15 protein-coding genes are annotated in these 15,609 nt (G+C 46.8%); 5 read left to right on the plus strand and 10 right to left on the minus strand.

All coding sequences use genetic code 11. From position 1 onward, the window contains the following. Positions 1-44 precede the first annotated feature (44 nt). The 3 genes from NSS82_RS10690 (at position 45) to NSS82_RS10700 (ending at position 4,917) form a co-directional block, all read left to right on the plus strand. A complete protein-coding gene (locus NSS82_RS10690; protein ID WP_036683988.1) occupies positions 45-1,814 on the plus strand; it encodes a cache domain-containing sensor histidine kinase in 1,770 nt (589 codons plus the stop codon). 7 nt (positions 1,815-1,821) lie between these two features. Beyond that, complete coding sequence (locus tag NSS82_RS10695; RefSeq protein WP_256718470.1) at positions 1,822-3,438, plus strand: response regulator; 1,617 nt, start codon at positions 1,822-1,824, stop codon at positions 3,436-3,438. Between the two features lie 93 nt (positions 3,439-3,531). Further along, complete coding sequence (locus tag NSS82_RS10700; protein ID WP_076272462.1) at positions 3,532-4,917, plus strand: ABC transporter substrate-binding protein; 1,386 nt, start codon at positions 3,532-3,534, stop codon at positions 4,915-4,917. Between the two features lie 76 nt (positions 4,918-4,993). Here the strand turns inward: NSS82_RS10700 and NSS82_RS10705 are convergent, their stop codons facing one another. From NSS82_RS10705 to NSS82_RS10730, 6 genes are read right to left on the minus strand one after another with little or no spacing between them, the layout of a single operon-like run. Continuing rightward, entirely contained in the window at positions 4,994-6,124 is a 1,131-nt protein-coding gene (locus NSS82_RS10705) for a YheC/YheD family endospore coat-associated protein (RefSeq protein WP_036683982.1), read from the minus strand. Further along, positions 6,106-6,624 carry a GNAT family N-acetyltransferase gene (locus tag NSS82_RS10710; protein WP_036683981.1) on the minus strand — a complete coding sequence of 173 codons (519 nt, stop codon included), beginning with the start codon at positions 6,622-6,624 and terminating at the stop codon, positions 6,106-6,108. The genes NSS82_RS10705 and NSS82_RS10710 overlap by 19 nt, the downstream gene beginning before the upstream one ends. A 26-nt stretch (positions 6,625-6,650) precedes the next feature. Then, positions 6,651-7,763: a YheC/YheD family endospore coat-associated protein gene (locus NSS82_RS10715; RefSeq protein ID WP_036683979.1), complete on the minus strand. Its 1,113-nt coding sequence runs from the start codon at positions 7,761-7,763 to the stop codon at positions 6,651-6,653. Then, the gene (locus tag NSS82_RS10720; RefSeq protein WP_036683976.1) at positions 7,760-9,133 is read right to left on the minus strand and encodes a YheC/YheD family endospore coat-associated protein; all 1,374 of its coding nucleotides are present in this window, start codon (positions 9,131-9,133) and stop codon (positions 7,760-7,762) included. The genes NSS82_RS10715 and NSS82_RS10720 overlap by 4 nt, the downstream gene beginning before the upstream one ends. Next, positions 9,134-10,300 carry a YheC/YheD family endospore coat-associated protein gene (locus NSS82_RS10725; RefSeq protein WP_076272461.1) on the minus strand — a complete coding sequence of 389 codons (1,167 nt, stop codon included), beginning with the start codon at positions 10,298-10,300 and terminating at the stop codon, positions 9,134-9,136. It lies immediately after the preceding gene. A gap of 10 nt (positions 10,301-10,310) precedes the next feature. After that, positions 10,311-11,678 (minus strand): YheC/YheD family endospore coat-associated protein, encoded by a 1,368-nt coding sequence (locus NSS82_RS10730; RefSeq protein WP_036683975.1) that lies wholly within the window; start codon positions 11,676-11,678, stop codon positions 10,311-10,313. Between the two features lie 371 nt (positions 11,679-12,049). On the opposite strand from NSS82_RS10730, the gene NSS82_RS10735 reads away from it, so the two are divergent. After that, the gene (locus NSS82_RS10735; protein WP_036683973.1) at positions 12,050-12,388 is read left to right on the plus strand and encodes a YlbF family regulator; all 339 of its coding nucleotides are present in this window, start codon (positions 12,050-12,052) and stop codon (positions 12,386-12,388) included. Between the two features lie 124 nt (positions 12,389-12,512). On the opposite strand, the gene NSS82_RS10740 is transcribed toward NSS82_RS10735, so the two are convergent. Beyond that, positions 12,513-13,088 (minus strand): hypothetical protein, encoded by a 576-nt coding sequence (locus NSS82_RS10740; protein WP_036683971.1) that lies wholly within the window; start codon positions 13,086-13,088, stop codon positions 12,513-12,515. Positions 13,089-13,282: 194 nt separating this feature from the next. Between NSS82_RS10740 and NSS82_RS10745 the strand changes: the two genes are divergently transcribed. Next, the gene (locus NSS82_RS10745) at positions 13,283-13,564 is read left to right on the plus strand and encodes a hypothetical protein (RefSeq protein ID WP_036683968.1); all 282 of its coding nucleotides are present in this window, start codon (positions 13,283-13,285) and stop codon (positions 13,562-13,564) included. 88 nt (positions 13,565-13,652) lie between these two features. Here the strand turns inward: NSS82_RS10745 and NSS82_RS10750 are convergent, their stop codons facing one another. The 3 genes from NSS82_RS10750 to NSS82_RS10760 form a co-directional block, all read right to left on the minus strand. Then, a complete protein-coding gene (locus tag NSS82_RS10750; protein ID WP_178944200.1) occupies positions 13,653-13,991 on the minus strand; it encodes a hypothetical protein in 339 nt (112 codons plus the stop codon). Positions 13,992-14,294: 303 nt separating this feature from the next. Beyond that, the gene (locus tag NSS82_RS10755) at positions 14,295-14,435 is read right to left on the minus strand and encodes a hypothetical protein (RefSeq protein ID WP_178944199.1); all 141 of its coding nucleotides are present in this window, start codon (positions 14,433-14,435) and stop codon (positions 14,295-14,297) included. A 154-nt stretch (positions 14,436-14,589) separates the two neighbouring features. Next, positions 14,590-15,267, minus strand: coding sequence for a hypothetical protein (locus NSS82_RS10760; protein WP_076272460.1), 678 nt, complete (start codon positions 15,265-15,267; stop codon positions 14,590-14,592). Positions 15,268-15,609 lie beyond the last annotated feature (342 nt).

Genomic DNA, 15,609 nt, shown 5'->3' on the forward strand with positions numbered 1-15,609 from the left:
TTCGGGGCGGGCTTCGGACAGCTATTCAAGAAGGATGTGAATACATGCTGAAGGCCTGGGTTTATCGTACCTCTTTGAAGAAAAGAATATGGCTGTCTTTTACCGCACTGACGGTATTCTGTATTTCAGTCACCGGTTTATTGGCTTACTCCATTGCTTCTCGGGCGATGGAGCGTAACTCTGTCGAGTTAAATCAAAATGTGCTGAATCAGTCAATCAATGTCCTAGACCAGAAGTTAAAGCAAATCATTGTGGCTTCCTCCACGATGATGTTGAGCGAAGCTTATCAGCAGACCATCCGGGATATTAAAGCTCATAATATGGAACGTTTTTTTGCCAATTTTTCTATGCTGCAAGCGCCCTTCACGCAGGTAGAGTTGACGGAAAACTCTATTGAATCTATCTTGATCAGTACGCCAGACGGGGATTTCTACTCTACCAGCAATCAGCGCAGAACCTTGACCCCATTTCTAGAATCTTCGCTGTACCAACGGGTTAAGGAGAAACCTGAATCCAATTGGGTGGAGAGCCATCGGGACGAGCTATTTGCCGGGAAACATCATGTTATTTCCCTAGTCTTGCAGCCGCTTACAGACAATTATGTCCCTGATCTATTTTTGATCGTTAATGTAAAAGAGGACATTCTTGAAGATACTGTAAGTGGAGGCGGGAGCCTTGGCTCCGCGCGTTTTTTACTGATCAATAAAGAGGGAACAAGCGTCTTCGGAGACGGGGAACGCCCGGAATGGTCTCGGGACTCTGTGTTTTTAGACAAACTGAGGGAGGCGGACCGGGGTAATTTTGAATATTCCGCTGGTGACGGGACAATGCTGCTCAGTTATGCCAGTTCAGGGTATGCAAAAGACTGGGTGTTGGTCAGCTACCTGTCCAAAAAGGAACTGCTGCAACCTGTTCGGAGTATTCAATGGCTGGTGTTGATGATCATGGCGGCATGTATCGTCATCGCGCTTTTTCTTGCAAGGTATCTGTCCGCTTTGCTACTGGGACCGCTGCTGAAACTGCAACGGACGATGTCTCGTGTAGAGCAGGAGGATCTCAGTGCTCGCTTCCAGAGTCCTTTCCAGGATGAGATTGGGGAGGCAGGACGCAAATTTAACCAGATGTTAGACCGGATCGGCGAGTTGATTGTTGAAGTCAAGGATACAGAAAAAGAAAAGAGAAAAGCGGAGATCAAGGCGCTTCAGGCGCAGATCGAGCCTCATTTTTTATATAACACATTAAACACGATTTTCTGGAAATGTGAGATGGATGAATATGAGGACGTGAAACAGATGGTCATTTCGCTGTCTGCGCTGTTTCAGCTGGGACTGAACAACGGGCAGGAAATTACGACCTTAGGTAAGGAACTGGAACATGTCCGCCAGTATCTAAACCTTCAGCAGCAATGTTATGAAGGGTTGTTTGACTATACAATTGATGCCGGAGTGGAACTGCTGGAGCTTCCTGTGTTGAAAATTATTATTCAGCCCTTGGTAGAGAACTCTATCTTGCACGGTCTTAAGGAATTAAGGGGAGGGGGAGTGATCCGGATCTCTGTAGAAGTAGCCAAAAACACACTGCTCATCCGGGTTACCGATAACGGAACCGGCATGAATGCGGAGAAACTCAATGCCTGGCTGAAGGAGCCGAACGGCAGTGGAGGGTACGCTCTGTCTAATATATGTAGCCGACTGCAGCTGTACTACGGCAAAGAAGCCGGATTGGTCTTTCGAAGCAGTCCGCGTGTTGAAACCGAAGCTGTTCTATCCATTCCTGTGGAAGGGGGAATAAATCCTGAGCGCCCATTCAATTAAAATATGTATTGTTGATGATATTCCTGCAGTGGTCCGCGGATTGTCGCAGCGGATTCCTTGGGAGGAACATGGGATTGTGATCGCGGCCACCGCGGCAGACGGGGAAGAAGGTCTGGAGCAGATCCGCAAGCATCGTCCTGACATCGTATTGACGGATATCCGAATGCCTTTTAAGGATGGTTTAGAGATGATGCGGAGCCTTCAAGCGGAGCAGCCAGGCATCAAACTGATTTTTTTGACGGGTTATTCTGATTTCACTTATGCCCAGGAAGCTGTTAAGCTGGGTGCCTTTGATCTGATTGTAAAACCGTACACCAAGGTTCAAGTGCTTGAATCCGTGTTGAAGGCCAAGGAAGTGTTGGAACGGGAACGCAGTCAAGCTGAGCAGATGATGGGCATGGAACAAAAGCTGCGCGAGAGCTTACCCTATTTGCGTCAGGAATATATGCGTCTGCTCATCCGTTACGGAACTAGACAGCAGCATTTGAGCCAGCAGTGGGATTTTTACAATATCGAGATGAATAACCATAACTTTTGCGTGATGGTAGCGGAAGTGGATTTTTTTGTGGAACGTACATCAGAACTTACGGTTTCCGAGGTGGAGTTAATCCGCTTTGCCGTACAGAATATTTTGGAAAATACAATATCTGAATACACTCGGGGCATTGTGTTCCGGGAAAATGTGAATCAATTCGTTATTGTGATGAACCCTCTGGCGGAGCCGAATATGGAGCAACTTGCAGAGAAATGCCGGGAAAATGTACATCGGTATACGTACCAGACGGTGTCCATTGGACTGGGTGGAGAGGTAGAAGAGGTAGGGCAGCTTTCTGCTTCCTATGCGCAGGCACTGTCTGCACTTGCGAACACCTTTCTAAATGGTGGGAACAGCGTGTACACCTATGTTGAAGATGCAGTCGTGAATGCCGCGCTACCCAGATACTCATATGACAAGGAGAAAGAATTGCTTTATTGTCTGCGTTCGGCAAATTTGTCCAAAGCAGAGGAGCAGCTGGATAACATTTGGCATGATTGGATTACTGCACCGGCAACGCCTAACCCGTCCATCGTTAAGACACTCTGTCTTGAACTGGCTCATTCTATCCATCGGATTTTTTCGGAAAAAGCAACAGATTCGGAAGTTAAAACTCTGGAAAACAAACTTGCAGACATGAGCAGTGCAGTTTCATTTGAAGATCTTAGCCGCCAGATTCGGGAATTTTGCCGTTTGGGCTGTACGTATTTGCAACAACGCCAATGCAGTGACGCGCGTATGCTTGTGGATCGGGCCATCACTCATATCAATGGAAATCTGCAGCGAAATCTATCCGTCGCCGACTGTGCACGGGAGGTGCATCTTAGTCCTAGCTACTTCTCCAATCTTTTTAAAAAGGAGACAGGGATGACACTCGCCCAATATATTATCGGGAGACGAATGGACAAAGCCAAGGAGCTGGTGCTGGAAGGCATACAGGTTCAGGATATTGCCATCTCTTTGGGCTATGAGGATCGACCCTATTTTACAGAGCAGTTCAAAAAATATACCGGAATGACGCCGACTGACTTTCGTGCAAAATATACCTTACCCAAAGTGGAGGGAAACAGTGATTTCGTCTCCCATTGACAGTTGTTTTCTCCTTCACTGATAAAAGGGCAGTGGAATTATAATTTTCTTAAGAAATGAATGCGATTTCAAAAGAAAAGGGAGGCATTTTAGATGAAAAGAAACAAATGGATATTAGCTGGAGTTTCGCTGATGCTGGCTGGCTCGTTGGCCGCCTGTTCATCATCCGAATCTAATACGGAGGTAAGCAGCAGCGATACAAACTCCGAAAAAACAAAATTGGTCTACTGGACCATTGATCGTCACGATTCTGATTTTATTGAACAAAAAATCAGCGAGTATGAAGGTCTTAATCCCAATATTGAGATTGAAATGAAGGTTATGGCAGAGAACTATACCCAGTCGGTGGATATTGCCTTCTCCAGCATGCAGGCGCCTGATATTCTCCGGGTGGATACTTATAACGTGCCAACGTGGGTCAAAAGAGGGTATCTGGAATCTTTTGATAGCTACATTTCACCAGAGATGAAGAGCCGGTTCGAGAACGTACTTATCAACGAGAAAAATACCGTTGACGGCAAAATATATAGCCTTCCCAATATCGGTCAGTTCTGGCGCCTCATCTATAACGTAGATTTGTTCGAGAAGGCTGGCATTACAGAGCCGCCTACCACACTCGCAGAGATGGTCGAGGATGCCAAGAAAATTACAGAAGCGGGAAAAGATATAGGCGCTTACGGCTTCGCGGGTAATTTCAAAAGTACCAGCGGATTTGAGCGTATCGCTTATCCAATAACAACACTTAGCAAGACTAAGGGCACAGAGGGCTTCGACTTCCAGACCGGGCAATTTGATTTTAGCGTATATAAAGAGGTTGCTGAGGCGCTGCGGCAGATTAAGGTGGATGGAAGCATGATGCCAGGATCGGAATCGCTTGATATCGACCCGCTGCGTGCGCAATTTGCTCAAGGCAAGATCGGTATGTATTTCAACCATTCCGTTGAGCCGACGGTCTACAAAACCCAATTCCCAACTGAAATTCGCTGGGCAGCTGCGATTCCTCCAACCATTGACGGGGAGCAGAAGGGTGTCAGCCAAGTTATTGCAGGAAGTTATTTGGCTATGAGCAAGGATTCTAAGCATAAGGAAGAAGCTTGGAAGTTTATTGAATGGATGTACAGTGATGATGTGCAGATTGCTTATCAGGAAGCAGGGTACGGGGTTTCGGTTATTCCATCGGTTGCTACTGTTGCCAAGGCACCAGACATTGCAGGGATTGAAGATTTTCTGCCTACAAAGTTAGACGGGATTTATCCAGCGACTCCGATGGTCATTAGTGAGGGACGTCTGGAAGGACTAAAGAAGGTTGATGTCTTCAATAGATACATTTTTGGTGGTGGAGATTTAGATAAAGAGCTTCAGGACTTGAATACTCGCTATAATGCGGCACTTGAAAAAGCCAAAGCCGCAGGTGACACCGATATCGAAGCACAGCCGGACTTCGATGCAGGTTCCCTGCAGGGATCATTGGCCAAATAAATCGAAAAGACGCCCCTTCGGCTTCGTATTAATACGAGCTAGGGGCGTCTTTTTTTGATGACTATTAAGATAATTTTTATTCCTCAGTCGTTTTAGCTGTGCTGGGGGTTCCTTTGTTATTGTAGAGCCACAGCGCGTATTCCAGAGGGCGAATAAGGGCTTTGCGGTATGTGGTTCCGTCACCTGATCTTGCGAACACTTCACGGGCGGGCTTTGGATTAACCTCCAGCACGTAAATTTTCCCTTCGCGATCAATGGCGAGGTCCAATGCAAGCTCACATAAGGCTCCGTAACTTTCTTCCAGGAAGGCTGCGGCATCAAGGCCTAACCTCTCGGCAGTCTTCATGACCTTATCGGTTTTATCCTGACTACCCAGCCATTCCTTCAGCAGTGTTTCCGCTCGAACGGCATGACCACCGCCATGAAGATTGGAGGTTACACTCCGCGCTGCACCGACCCGTGCTGCCATACCTGTGAGTTCCCAGACACCTTGCCCATTCTTTTGAACGAGCATCCGGTAATCATGGAAACGTCCGCCCGGCAGACGTAATGGAATCCCTTGTTGGATAAGGAAACGTCCGCCGATGCACCATTGCCGTACGATGGAATCCAGCCGAGTAGAAGAGACTTTACGTGTGGGAATGATTCGGCGATCCTGGCGACGGCCTTGAATATCATATACCCCACGCCCATTCTTCATTCTCTCAATTCTGAGGATGCCACGTCCACCTGTGCCGTTTGCCGGCTTGATATAGACTACTGAATTGGTTTTCAGCATCCGGCGCAGGTCGGCAGAGGACTGATAGAGTAAAGTTTCTGGCATATGTTGCCGGAAACGGCTTTTTTGTGAGAATGTTTGGTGAATGGTCCATTTGTTGCGCAGTGGACGATTCAGAAATAACAGATGATTGTAGCGTTCTCGGAAACGAAGCAGTTGCTGAAAGCGTGAGCTGCGCTGAATACGGCAACGGTCATAAATCATGTTCGGAAAAGAACGCCATTTGCGTGACCATTTTCCGCTCTTGGGATCAAAGACAAGGGCATGGATCTGCTCTTTACTGGGATGAACATCCATGGGGGTGAAAACAAAGACATCCAAGCCAATTCGTTTGCCCTCGACGATCATTCTCCGGTACACGGCCTTTTCTTCAAGCTGCTTGGCTTCGTTAATATATAAAGTAAGAATGCCTAAGACGGGCTCTGGCACAGGAGTTCACCTTCTTGTGGAGAATTAGTAGTGCTGCCGGTATGATGGGGTGACCGGAGCAGTAATGTTGGCTTGCCGGTAGGACCAGTGGTAAGTGTGTCGGCAGCAAGGCCGATATTGAAGCACATCTTTAGGCTAGCTGTATTGTCACAGGCAACACTGCATTGCAGATGCCCGAGGCGTTTCAGCTGGGCAGCCATTAAGGCAGTGCCGGTGTGTCTATTCCGGTAGAAGGGGTGCACAGCGACAAGACAGGCTTCTGCACCGAAACCGGATACGAAGCTGACTCCTGCGAGCTGGCGCCCATTCTGACCGCGTACGGTGGCAACAAGCAGCGAGATACCCGGCTCTGACAACTGATCCGGTGTTAAACGGGCCAGTACTTTGCAAGCTTGGTTTGTGATTCGCTTCTCCCCATGCGCTCTTATAAACTCAAGCAGTCCAGCCAGCCGTGATTTCCACTGTTTGGCATTTGTGTCATAGATGGAGGATATCTGCATGCTGTGTCACATCCTTTTAATGATTTCTATTTAAACTGGCGCGCTAAGTGCTGGCCGTAGTGAAAGATTCGCTCTAGGGACAGCTTGCGGATCGCGGGTTCATCAAATTTCATCGGCCGGGAGTTGGCCTCAAAGAACCAGAGTCCCCCGTTCTCATCTACACCCAGATCCATCGACATCTCTCCGAGCATAGAGTCAGAAGCTCTTTCGATTTGTCTAGCGATAAGAAGGGCGGTTGTAGGCACGCTCTTCAAGATCATGGCTGCTCTTTCGGTTCCAAATGTACTTTCCAGCATGCTGGCAGGCTCTTCAATACTACCGCCGCGTGGTACATGTGTCGTTATACTTCGGGCACCGGCGAGGCGTGCGCCTATGCCGGTCACTCCCCAGCCGCCTCTGCTGTTTTTTTGCAGCAGCACCCGCAGATCAAACGGTCTTCCCCGATGAGTCGCCAGTTCAATAGCCTGCTGCACAATATAACGAGAGATTCCTTTTTCTTTTCCGATTCTTGCCCAGAGCCGGTCCATGGAAGCTGCTTTGTACGTCACATTTTTTTTGCCGCTTTGAATTTGAAGCCGGTAAGGCAAAGCGGTATCTGCACGATATTTCAGGCGCATAATTCCTTTTCCTGCTTTGCCGTTCTCTGGTTTAAGGTAGAGGCTGGTATGCTGATTCAGCATGGCAGTAAGGGTGTTTGCACTGCGTAATCGTCTCGTTTTTGGAACATGCTTTGAGGTGGAGTGCGAACCCCTTAACCATTCGAATAGACTCCATTTATTGAAAAAATATGGATTATATAGCTTAATGCCTGGATGTTCCAGGCATTGAGCTATTTTACGTACCACAGCAGGTTTTTCCTCATCCTCACGGGTGGGAATTCGGTTATAAATGATTTGTGGAAGAGGTACAGGAATGCTGTACCAGATTTTACCGCTGGACGATGGGACATATCCGTTCACCATCCGTTCCTCAAGCTTGAGGTCACGGACAGTGACGACGTAGACAAGAAATCCCATTTCTTTGCCTGTGCGAATAATGTCCCGGAAGTTGCTGCGGTTGCCATTAAATTGCCGTACTTTATCGCTGGTTGTCAGTATGGCAATAACAGGTTTTGTATCTTCCGGATTATGGGTGCTCACATCTCATCCCTCCTGCGGAATTTGCTGAGGTATAGACAATGCTCCAGAATGTGCTCGATGGAAGCTTTGCCCTCAGCGCGCAGGGAAGGGTGACGGAAGATGGAACGACCTGGTTTGGCGTTGGCCTCGAACATCCAGATGTCTTCATCCTGATCAATTCCGAGATCAAAGCCAATTTCACCGAGCAAATGACGATGCTGGACTTCTAGTGATTCTGCCAGCTTGATGGCTGTAGTCTTTGCACGCTGCAGTACTTCGTCAGCTCTTGCGCCGAATACACGTCCGAGTGCTTGCTGAGGTGTAAGCAATGCTCCTCCATTTTTAAGGTGAGTGGTGACACTGCCACGGCCGGCTTTTTTAGCGCCTATGCCGACTACAATCCACTGATTACTGCCGTTTTTATGCATATGGAACCGGAAATCAATCGGGCAGCCATCTATTTCAATGAGACGTATTCCCTGCTGAACTATATAATTTTGCAGATTTTGACCGTGACGCGAACGAAGCATACGCATAAGGGCTTCAAAGGTGGTAAAGCGTAAAAGAACGTTTTTTCCACCGCGGCGGTAGCGGGCAAAATACCCCTTTTTCGGGAGATAGGTAAGCCGATAAATGCCGTGCCCCAGACTTCCCGCAGAAGGTTTATAGTATACAAAATGATGGTGATCCAGCATTTCTCTCATTTTTTCCGTGGACGGATTGCTGTGGGTTTCAGGAACATAACGATTTGCCGCCCCATCATTTTCTAAAAGCTTATAGATATCGGATTTATTGAAAAAGCTCCAGTTAAAGTATGGAATTCTTTTCCGCATAAATCGTTCGCGAAGTTGGTTGATATAGGGTGAGGTCTCAGCTCTCCGACTGGGCAATCGATTATAGACAACATCAGGTAGAGGGACCATTTTTCGTTCAAACTTACCGCTTGAAGTCAAAAAATATCCATAGACCTGTTCCTGTTGCCAGTTGATGTCACGCGGCATAAAGGCAAATATATAACATTTGTTGCTGCCTTCCCGCAGTAATTGCTTGATGAACCCTGTGCGAGAACCGAAAGGCTGAGACGAGGAAGCAGGACCATCGGACAATATGCCAACTAAAGGTCCTAGCTGCACCTCGTCATTCTGTAGATTGCGTAAATAGACACCGCCCGATTTCGGAACCTTGATAGCGCTTTTTACGCCTGAGGCGAGATATAGGTGATTTCCGGCGCGCTTGATGGGCTTGATCATGGTCGGGGTGGCATCTTTACCGAGCCTTAAGCGTATATTTTTTTTCCCGGTTAACTTCAAGCTTTTCATCAGTGCACCTGATACATATACAACTCTTTGGGGCTGCTTAGTGAAATGCACATTGCAAAAAGTGAGACTCATTTATGAATCCTCCTTAGGAACCATTGTTATCATTCTCCCGTTTGTAACGGAGCTGTCCGTAGATAGGGATGGTATCCGTCGTTGTGTGAGCAGTAGATGGCGCGCATAAGACAGTGGATTCTCGGCGGCGAGCTTAGCAGCCCGGCGGTCGCCCGTCAGCCGGAATACCGTGCGCCCTGGCTTGGAATTTGCTTCTAGTAAATGAATCCGACCGCTCGAATCAATACCGAAATCAAGGCCGAGTTCTCCAAGCCTGCCGCATGCAGCCTCCAGTAGGGGAGGCAAGTATGCAGCTTCTGCAGCAAGCTCACGCAAGATGTCTTTTCCACCCTGACCATATTCTGCAAGCAGAAAAGGCAGGGGAGAAACAGCTGTTCCGCCGCCATGCAGGTTCGAAGTCAGCGAACCTTGGTTACCCAGCCGTACGGCCATGCCGGTAAGAGTCCAGCGGCCAAGGCCATTCTTTTGCATCAATACACGCACATCGAACGGTTGCCCCTTACTATTAGTTAGGTGCAGGAAAGGCTGTATAATATAGCGGCGTGAGCCGATAAATTCATGAATCCAGTTCAGTCCTTCAGCCTGTGAGTCGAAAACATATTGAAAGGGTGTATTTGTTCCGTCACGCCCTCGTACTCTCATGCCTCTGTTCTGCAGTATGGCATGTAATGTACGTTTGCCATGGGTGCCGGCCTTGGGCTTTAGAAAAACTCCATATTCTCTTTCAGCAAGCATTGTACTTAACCTGCGGGTACCGGTATAGAGTACAGTTTCCGGCAGTATTGCCGCTGCTCTCCGGTCGCGCTTCAATATCTCATGTACACCCCATTTATCTGGCAAACCTCGAGACCAAGGTAGAGAACGATGAAGAGAAGAAAGTGCAGCGGAAGCTTCTTTTCTTTCTTTCGGACCTTCGTGAAAACAGCGATTATAGACAATATCTGGCGGTGAAGAAGTGGTATTCTGCCAGCTTCCATCTTTCCAGGTATAGCCGGTAATGGAGGAACCGTCTGCCGCTACTCCGTCTGGATGAAATACGAGGACTTTTAGGCTGTATAGAGGAGCTGCCCGGCATAAATGACTGCAAAACTCTGGCTCGGCGATCGGTGGATTCCCGTTGCGGCGGCCTGTCATAATGCCGAGGAACCCCACTTCTTTTTCAGTCATCGTGTCCTCCTTATAAACCGGCCAAGTAGCGGCAATATAAAATCATTTGCTTGACGGACGGTCTTATTTTTTGATCGTTTAACGGTGTATTATCGTTCTTGGAGGGCTTGGAGTTAACCTCTAAGAGCCATATTCGTCCTGATTGATCCAGTGCCAGATCGATTCCGAGCTCTCCGAAATGAGCGGGGATAAAGGTTTCGACCCCTCTTGCAATGGCAAGTGCTGCTCTGGGCAGCTGAAGCTGAACGTTTTCTTTTGCGCCCGGAGGAAGACTGCTCTTGCTAACCGCTTCTTTCACTGTGCTGAGACTGCCACCTCTAGCTAAATTAGACACGAAGTGATTGCTTCCGGCGGTGCGGGCGACAATGGAGGTAACTCCCCATTTTCCGCTGCCATTCTTCTGAACAAGTGCCCGGAAATCTACAGGTCGCCTTCCTAGCTCCATCAAAGGCAATCCCTGCTGAATCTGGTATCGAGTGGTCTTCATTTTGGGAGCGATGGACTGGTACAATTTAGCGAGAGTGGTGTAGCTTTGCTTGCGTGTACCTATGGAGGTAGTAGACAATAGACGGTAACCTCCGCCTTCTTCTTTAGAGATACGAAGTATGCCTTTGCCGAGACTGCCTCGTACAGGTTTCAAAAATACACTTGGGTAATGGCTGCACATCTTCTTCATTACGGCAAAGCCGTTCAACGCATGCGATTCAGGTAAATACCGCTGCAGGGAAGGGTCTTGCGCTAAAGCTTCAAATACCTCTGTCTTGTCAAGAAATTTTTCGTTGAAGAAATGCGTTCCATATCGCGATTTTACATCCGCCAAAAAATGCTGTACGCTAGGTTTATTCTCCACCTTTCGCGTCGTTAACCGATTGTTGATTACATCGGCAATGGGCAGACTCATTTTTCTCCAACCCTCGTTGTATACCCAGCCCTGAATGGAAGAACTGCGTGTTTCCAGCGCTTCCGGGGTAAAGAAATATACATAGGCGCCTTGTGTGTGGCAGGCATTTGTCAATTCCCGGCAGAACATGGTAATGGGTCCAAACAACCTGTCGAGATTATCTGGATGGTCACGACTGACGAGCACGCCGATCAACGGTCCAAGCCGCAAGGTGCGGCTTACAGAGCTGTAAGAAACGTTGAGGGTTTGTCGGTGTTTCCATCCGGTCCGCCGCGCCAGTCCTTCGCTTACACGCAGGATGTCGGATTTGGGAGCCGAGATAATGGTAACCTCCTGCCGGAAAGAGCCGAATGCCAGCTGGAGTGTTCCGTGAGACGGGATTTTGAGTCTTTTCATGGATTTTTCGCCAAGCATTATAGCGTTTTCCTGCAGGATGCCCGAGTTGACCGTATGGACCGGGATCTTGAATTGGGACATCGTGGATCTCCTTCCGGTAGGCAGCATGATGCCGGCAATTTGGTAGCTAAGGGTTACATATCATTCATCATATGGAGACAGATGACCCTTGGTGATTGACCTAATCGCTAAAAACCTTGCCCAGTCATTTCATAAGCTCGGCCCAAGAAGCGAAACAAGTATGGAATGAGCGAATATTGGAAACTAAAGCAGCGTGGATTCAGGAAGCAGCTGCTAACAAAACTTAAGCGTAAGTTTCCGAAGTGAGTTTTTAGAGCAGAGTAGATTCAGGAAGCAGCTGTTACAAAACCTAAGCGTAAGCTTCCGAAGTGAGTTTTGTACGAAGACGAACTGAGGAGTGTACGCTAACAAAACTTTTAGGAGGAATCATAATGAGCATTCACGACAAAGCACATGAACTGGCGAAAGCCATTAAAGAGAGCAGCGAGGTATCGGACATCAGAAATGCCATGAAGGTCGTAGAAACGGATCCTGAAGCGAAAGCGATGCTGGACAATTTCCGCCAAGGTCAGATGGAGCTGCAACAACGGATGATGAGCGGAGAAATGCCTCCACAAGAAGAAATGGAAAAGATGGAGAAGCTGTTCGAGGTGCTTAATTTGAATCTTGGCATTCGTCGTCTGTTCGATGCGGAACGCCGTCTGAGCGTTGTAATCGAGGATGTAAATAAAATTATCACCGAGAGTTTGTCCCAATTGTACGGTGAATAAATTTCAGCAATGAAAATCAAAAGAGGGTGTTCCCGAAGCCGATGGCTCTGGAAGCACCCTCTTTCTTGTGGCTGTGACTATATGGTTAGCCTAAGCTCAAGCTCGACCTCAACCTCAACCTCAACTAATCTTGTTTACCTTCGACTGCGCAGAGAAGAATACCAGCTGCCAAACCTAAGCGGCGATCAAGCTTGCCTTTTCGATCCTCCGAGAAGTCAGCCATAATTTTGGTGACAAATGGATTGAAATTTTGCTTGAAGGCAGGGATCGTAGTATCATCCATCTCGATATTATATTTCTGCGGAATAATAGCGATGAAGCGGCGCAGTAAAGCCATCGCGGTGCTGTCTTCCTTGATTTTTCCGATTTCCTGATCATGACGGTCAAGAATAATCCATTCATCCTTCAAAATAGATTTGAGACCCTTACGGCGAAAAGCACCAATATGCTCACCGGACTCTGTATCGTGTACATCATAAGTAGCGCTAAAATCGACGACGCTACGGGCTTTTATGCGCAGAAGCTCCTTCTGCATAGATTCATCCGTATAAAGTGCAATGTCTTCTTTAAGCTTGAACGCTTTCATTTGTGAATAGAGCACAAGCTGCTCAGAGCTGTCAAAAATATGAAGTTTCGCACCCATGATCGAAAATACCTTTTTGCGAATTATGTATTCGGTATGATTATAAGCTGCATTCAATTCAAAAACGCCTCCCCTAAATGAAATCATCATCTCATATATAAGCGTCTCTTGCTATATAAATGCTAACCTTTTATACATAATTTTGAAAAGGTTATATTTTTAATGGACTTGTCTCATATTACGGGCCTCATGTTCATAGAGTAGAGATATAGATTCAATCGAATATCCTGTCTACGAAGGAGCTGTTATTAATGAGAAAAAGAAACAAGTTCAAACACGGTGTCTATCTCTTGCTGGCGTTGGCCATGCTTTTGTATGCACTGCCGAAGCTTTCGCTTGCGAATGGACCGAGTTGGGTGTTTGGTTTTGGAGTCGTCTGGTCACTTTTTGCGTTTATGGTCATTGCGGCACATCTGCATTTTATTATCGGGGTTGATGAGGAAAAGACCAAACGTTTGGAAGCTGTGCGAAAAGCAAAGCTGGAGCAATGGCAGACAAAGTGGAATGAAGAAACTAGAGTTTCGCAAAGATAATAGAGTTGGGGTCGATTACTAAAAAAGCTAGATTAGCTTCAGGTCTCTCGAAAAGCACGGCAGTCGTGCAAAGAGAGGCAAAAATGCCTTAGAATGCCGCGCAAATCGTAAAAGTAGCCAAAAGAGAAGTATAAATACCGTAGAATGCCGCGGAAAGCGTAGAAGTAGCTAAAAGAGAAGTATAAATACCGTAGAATGCCGCACAAAACGCACAAGTACACAAAAGAAAGGTATAAATCCCGTAGAATGCCGCGGAAATCGCACAAGTAGCCAAAAGAGAGGTATAAATACCGTAGAATGCCGCGCAAATCGCACAAGTAGCCAAAAGAGAGGTATAAATCCCGTAGAATGCCGCGCAAATCGCACAAGTAGCCAAAAGAGAGGTATAAATACCGTAGAATGCCGCGCAAATCGTAAAAGTAGCCAAAAGAGAAGTATAAATACCGTAGAATGCCGCGCAAAACGCAAAAGACGTGAAAAGAGAGGTATAAATACCGTAGAATGCCGCGCAAATCGTAAAAGTAGCTAAAAGAGAAGTATAAATACCGTAGAATGCCGCGCAAATCGTAAAAGTAGCTAAAAGAGAAGTATAAATACCTCAGAATGCCGAGCCAAGCGCAAAAGTCACACAAAGAGGCATACAAAAAAGACACACTCATACGAAAAAGCCCACTAGCCTAAGCCAGTGGGCTTTAATATGCCCCCTGCATTGCTTGCAGGGGGTTAAATGTTATTTTTCACCCGTAAAAGGATTGATCTCATTGGTGAGATCTCTTCCAGCCTTCTTTTCTTCGGCAGATATCCGTTTACCAAGAGCCGCGTAATACCACACCGCAGGAACGAGAACCGCGAGTATAACAAGAAATTGCATAAGCTCAGCTCCTTTCACGTCGATAGTATAAACTTTTTTCCTGATCGTAGAGAGGATGGACATAATCCTACCATCCTACCATCCTGCCATCATCCGACCATCATCCGACCATCATCCGACCATCCCATCCACGTGTTAAGCAAAAACAATCCGATTACTTTTTACTGACCGAGCATTGAACTTCAAATACATAACTGGCGCTTCCCTGAGGCCATCTTGCATGGATGATATATAGGTGTCTGCCGCTACCTGCTGCGAGTTGAAAACTGTTTTTGTCCACGGAAAGGGCTTCGTCCGGTCGTTCCTCACCAGGAAATGAAGCCATAACCTCCATCTCCTTGGGTGCATATGAGAATTCGAGTTCTACCTGATCACCGCTGATGGCTTTGGGATGTACCTTCTGTATGGAAACCAGCTCAACGTTAGAAGCTATATCCACACATACGCCTTTGCCATTGTCGGTCCAGCAATAAGAGCCTTGAATAGCCTCGAACTGCTCACCGCCAACAGTAACTTGAACGCTTGGGGGCTGTGGGTTAGCAGTGTCTTCTGATGAATTCTTATCTTCATTAAAAGTTGATTGAAACAAGTCCAATAGATCCTTTTTGCTGGTATCTGACAGGCGATAGTGGCCCATTTGTCCTGATTTAATGAGTAACCCATTGTTACTTCCGACGATCCCAAAAGACAATTCATAACTTATGCCATCCTTCATGTTCAGAGTGGTTCTGTAATCGCTGGGAGCAATATCCAGTTGTCCTCTATCATATTCAGCAGTAGTTATGGCTTGAACGAAACGTTCAAAGGAGGATGTATCCGAAATAGTGGCCATTGGCTGTTTTCTTTCAATTAAGTTAATAGAAACTATATTATTTGCATCCAGCTCTATCTGGTCTGTTTGTTATATTTTGTTTCCCGTATTTCCACAGCTGACCAGTCCTATGAAAAGCAAAGTAAGGGTAAGTAGTAATAAAGCGGTCTTGTTCATATCTTCAATGCTCCTTTACACATTCATTAATTCTCAGACTATAAAAAAGAGGAAAAGGTTGCTAAATAAAGGCAGCGAATTTTTAAGGTCAGCTTAAAACGCATCAGAGATATTCAGTTTCAAAAAATTCGATTTTAAGGTGGTTTTCAAACCTGCTATGTGGCAATACCTACCTTAATCGTAGAT

Source organism: Paenibacillus sp. FSL H7-0735, assembly GCF_038008505.1.
Classification (GTDB): Bacteria; Bacillota; Bacilli; order Paenibacillales; family Paenibacillaceae; genus Paenibacillus_AQ; species Paenibacillus_AQ odorifer.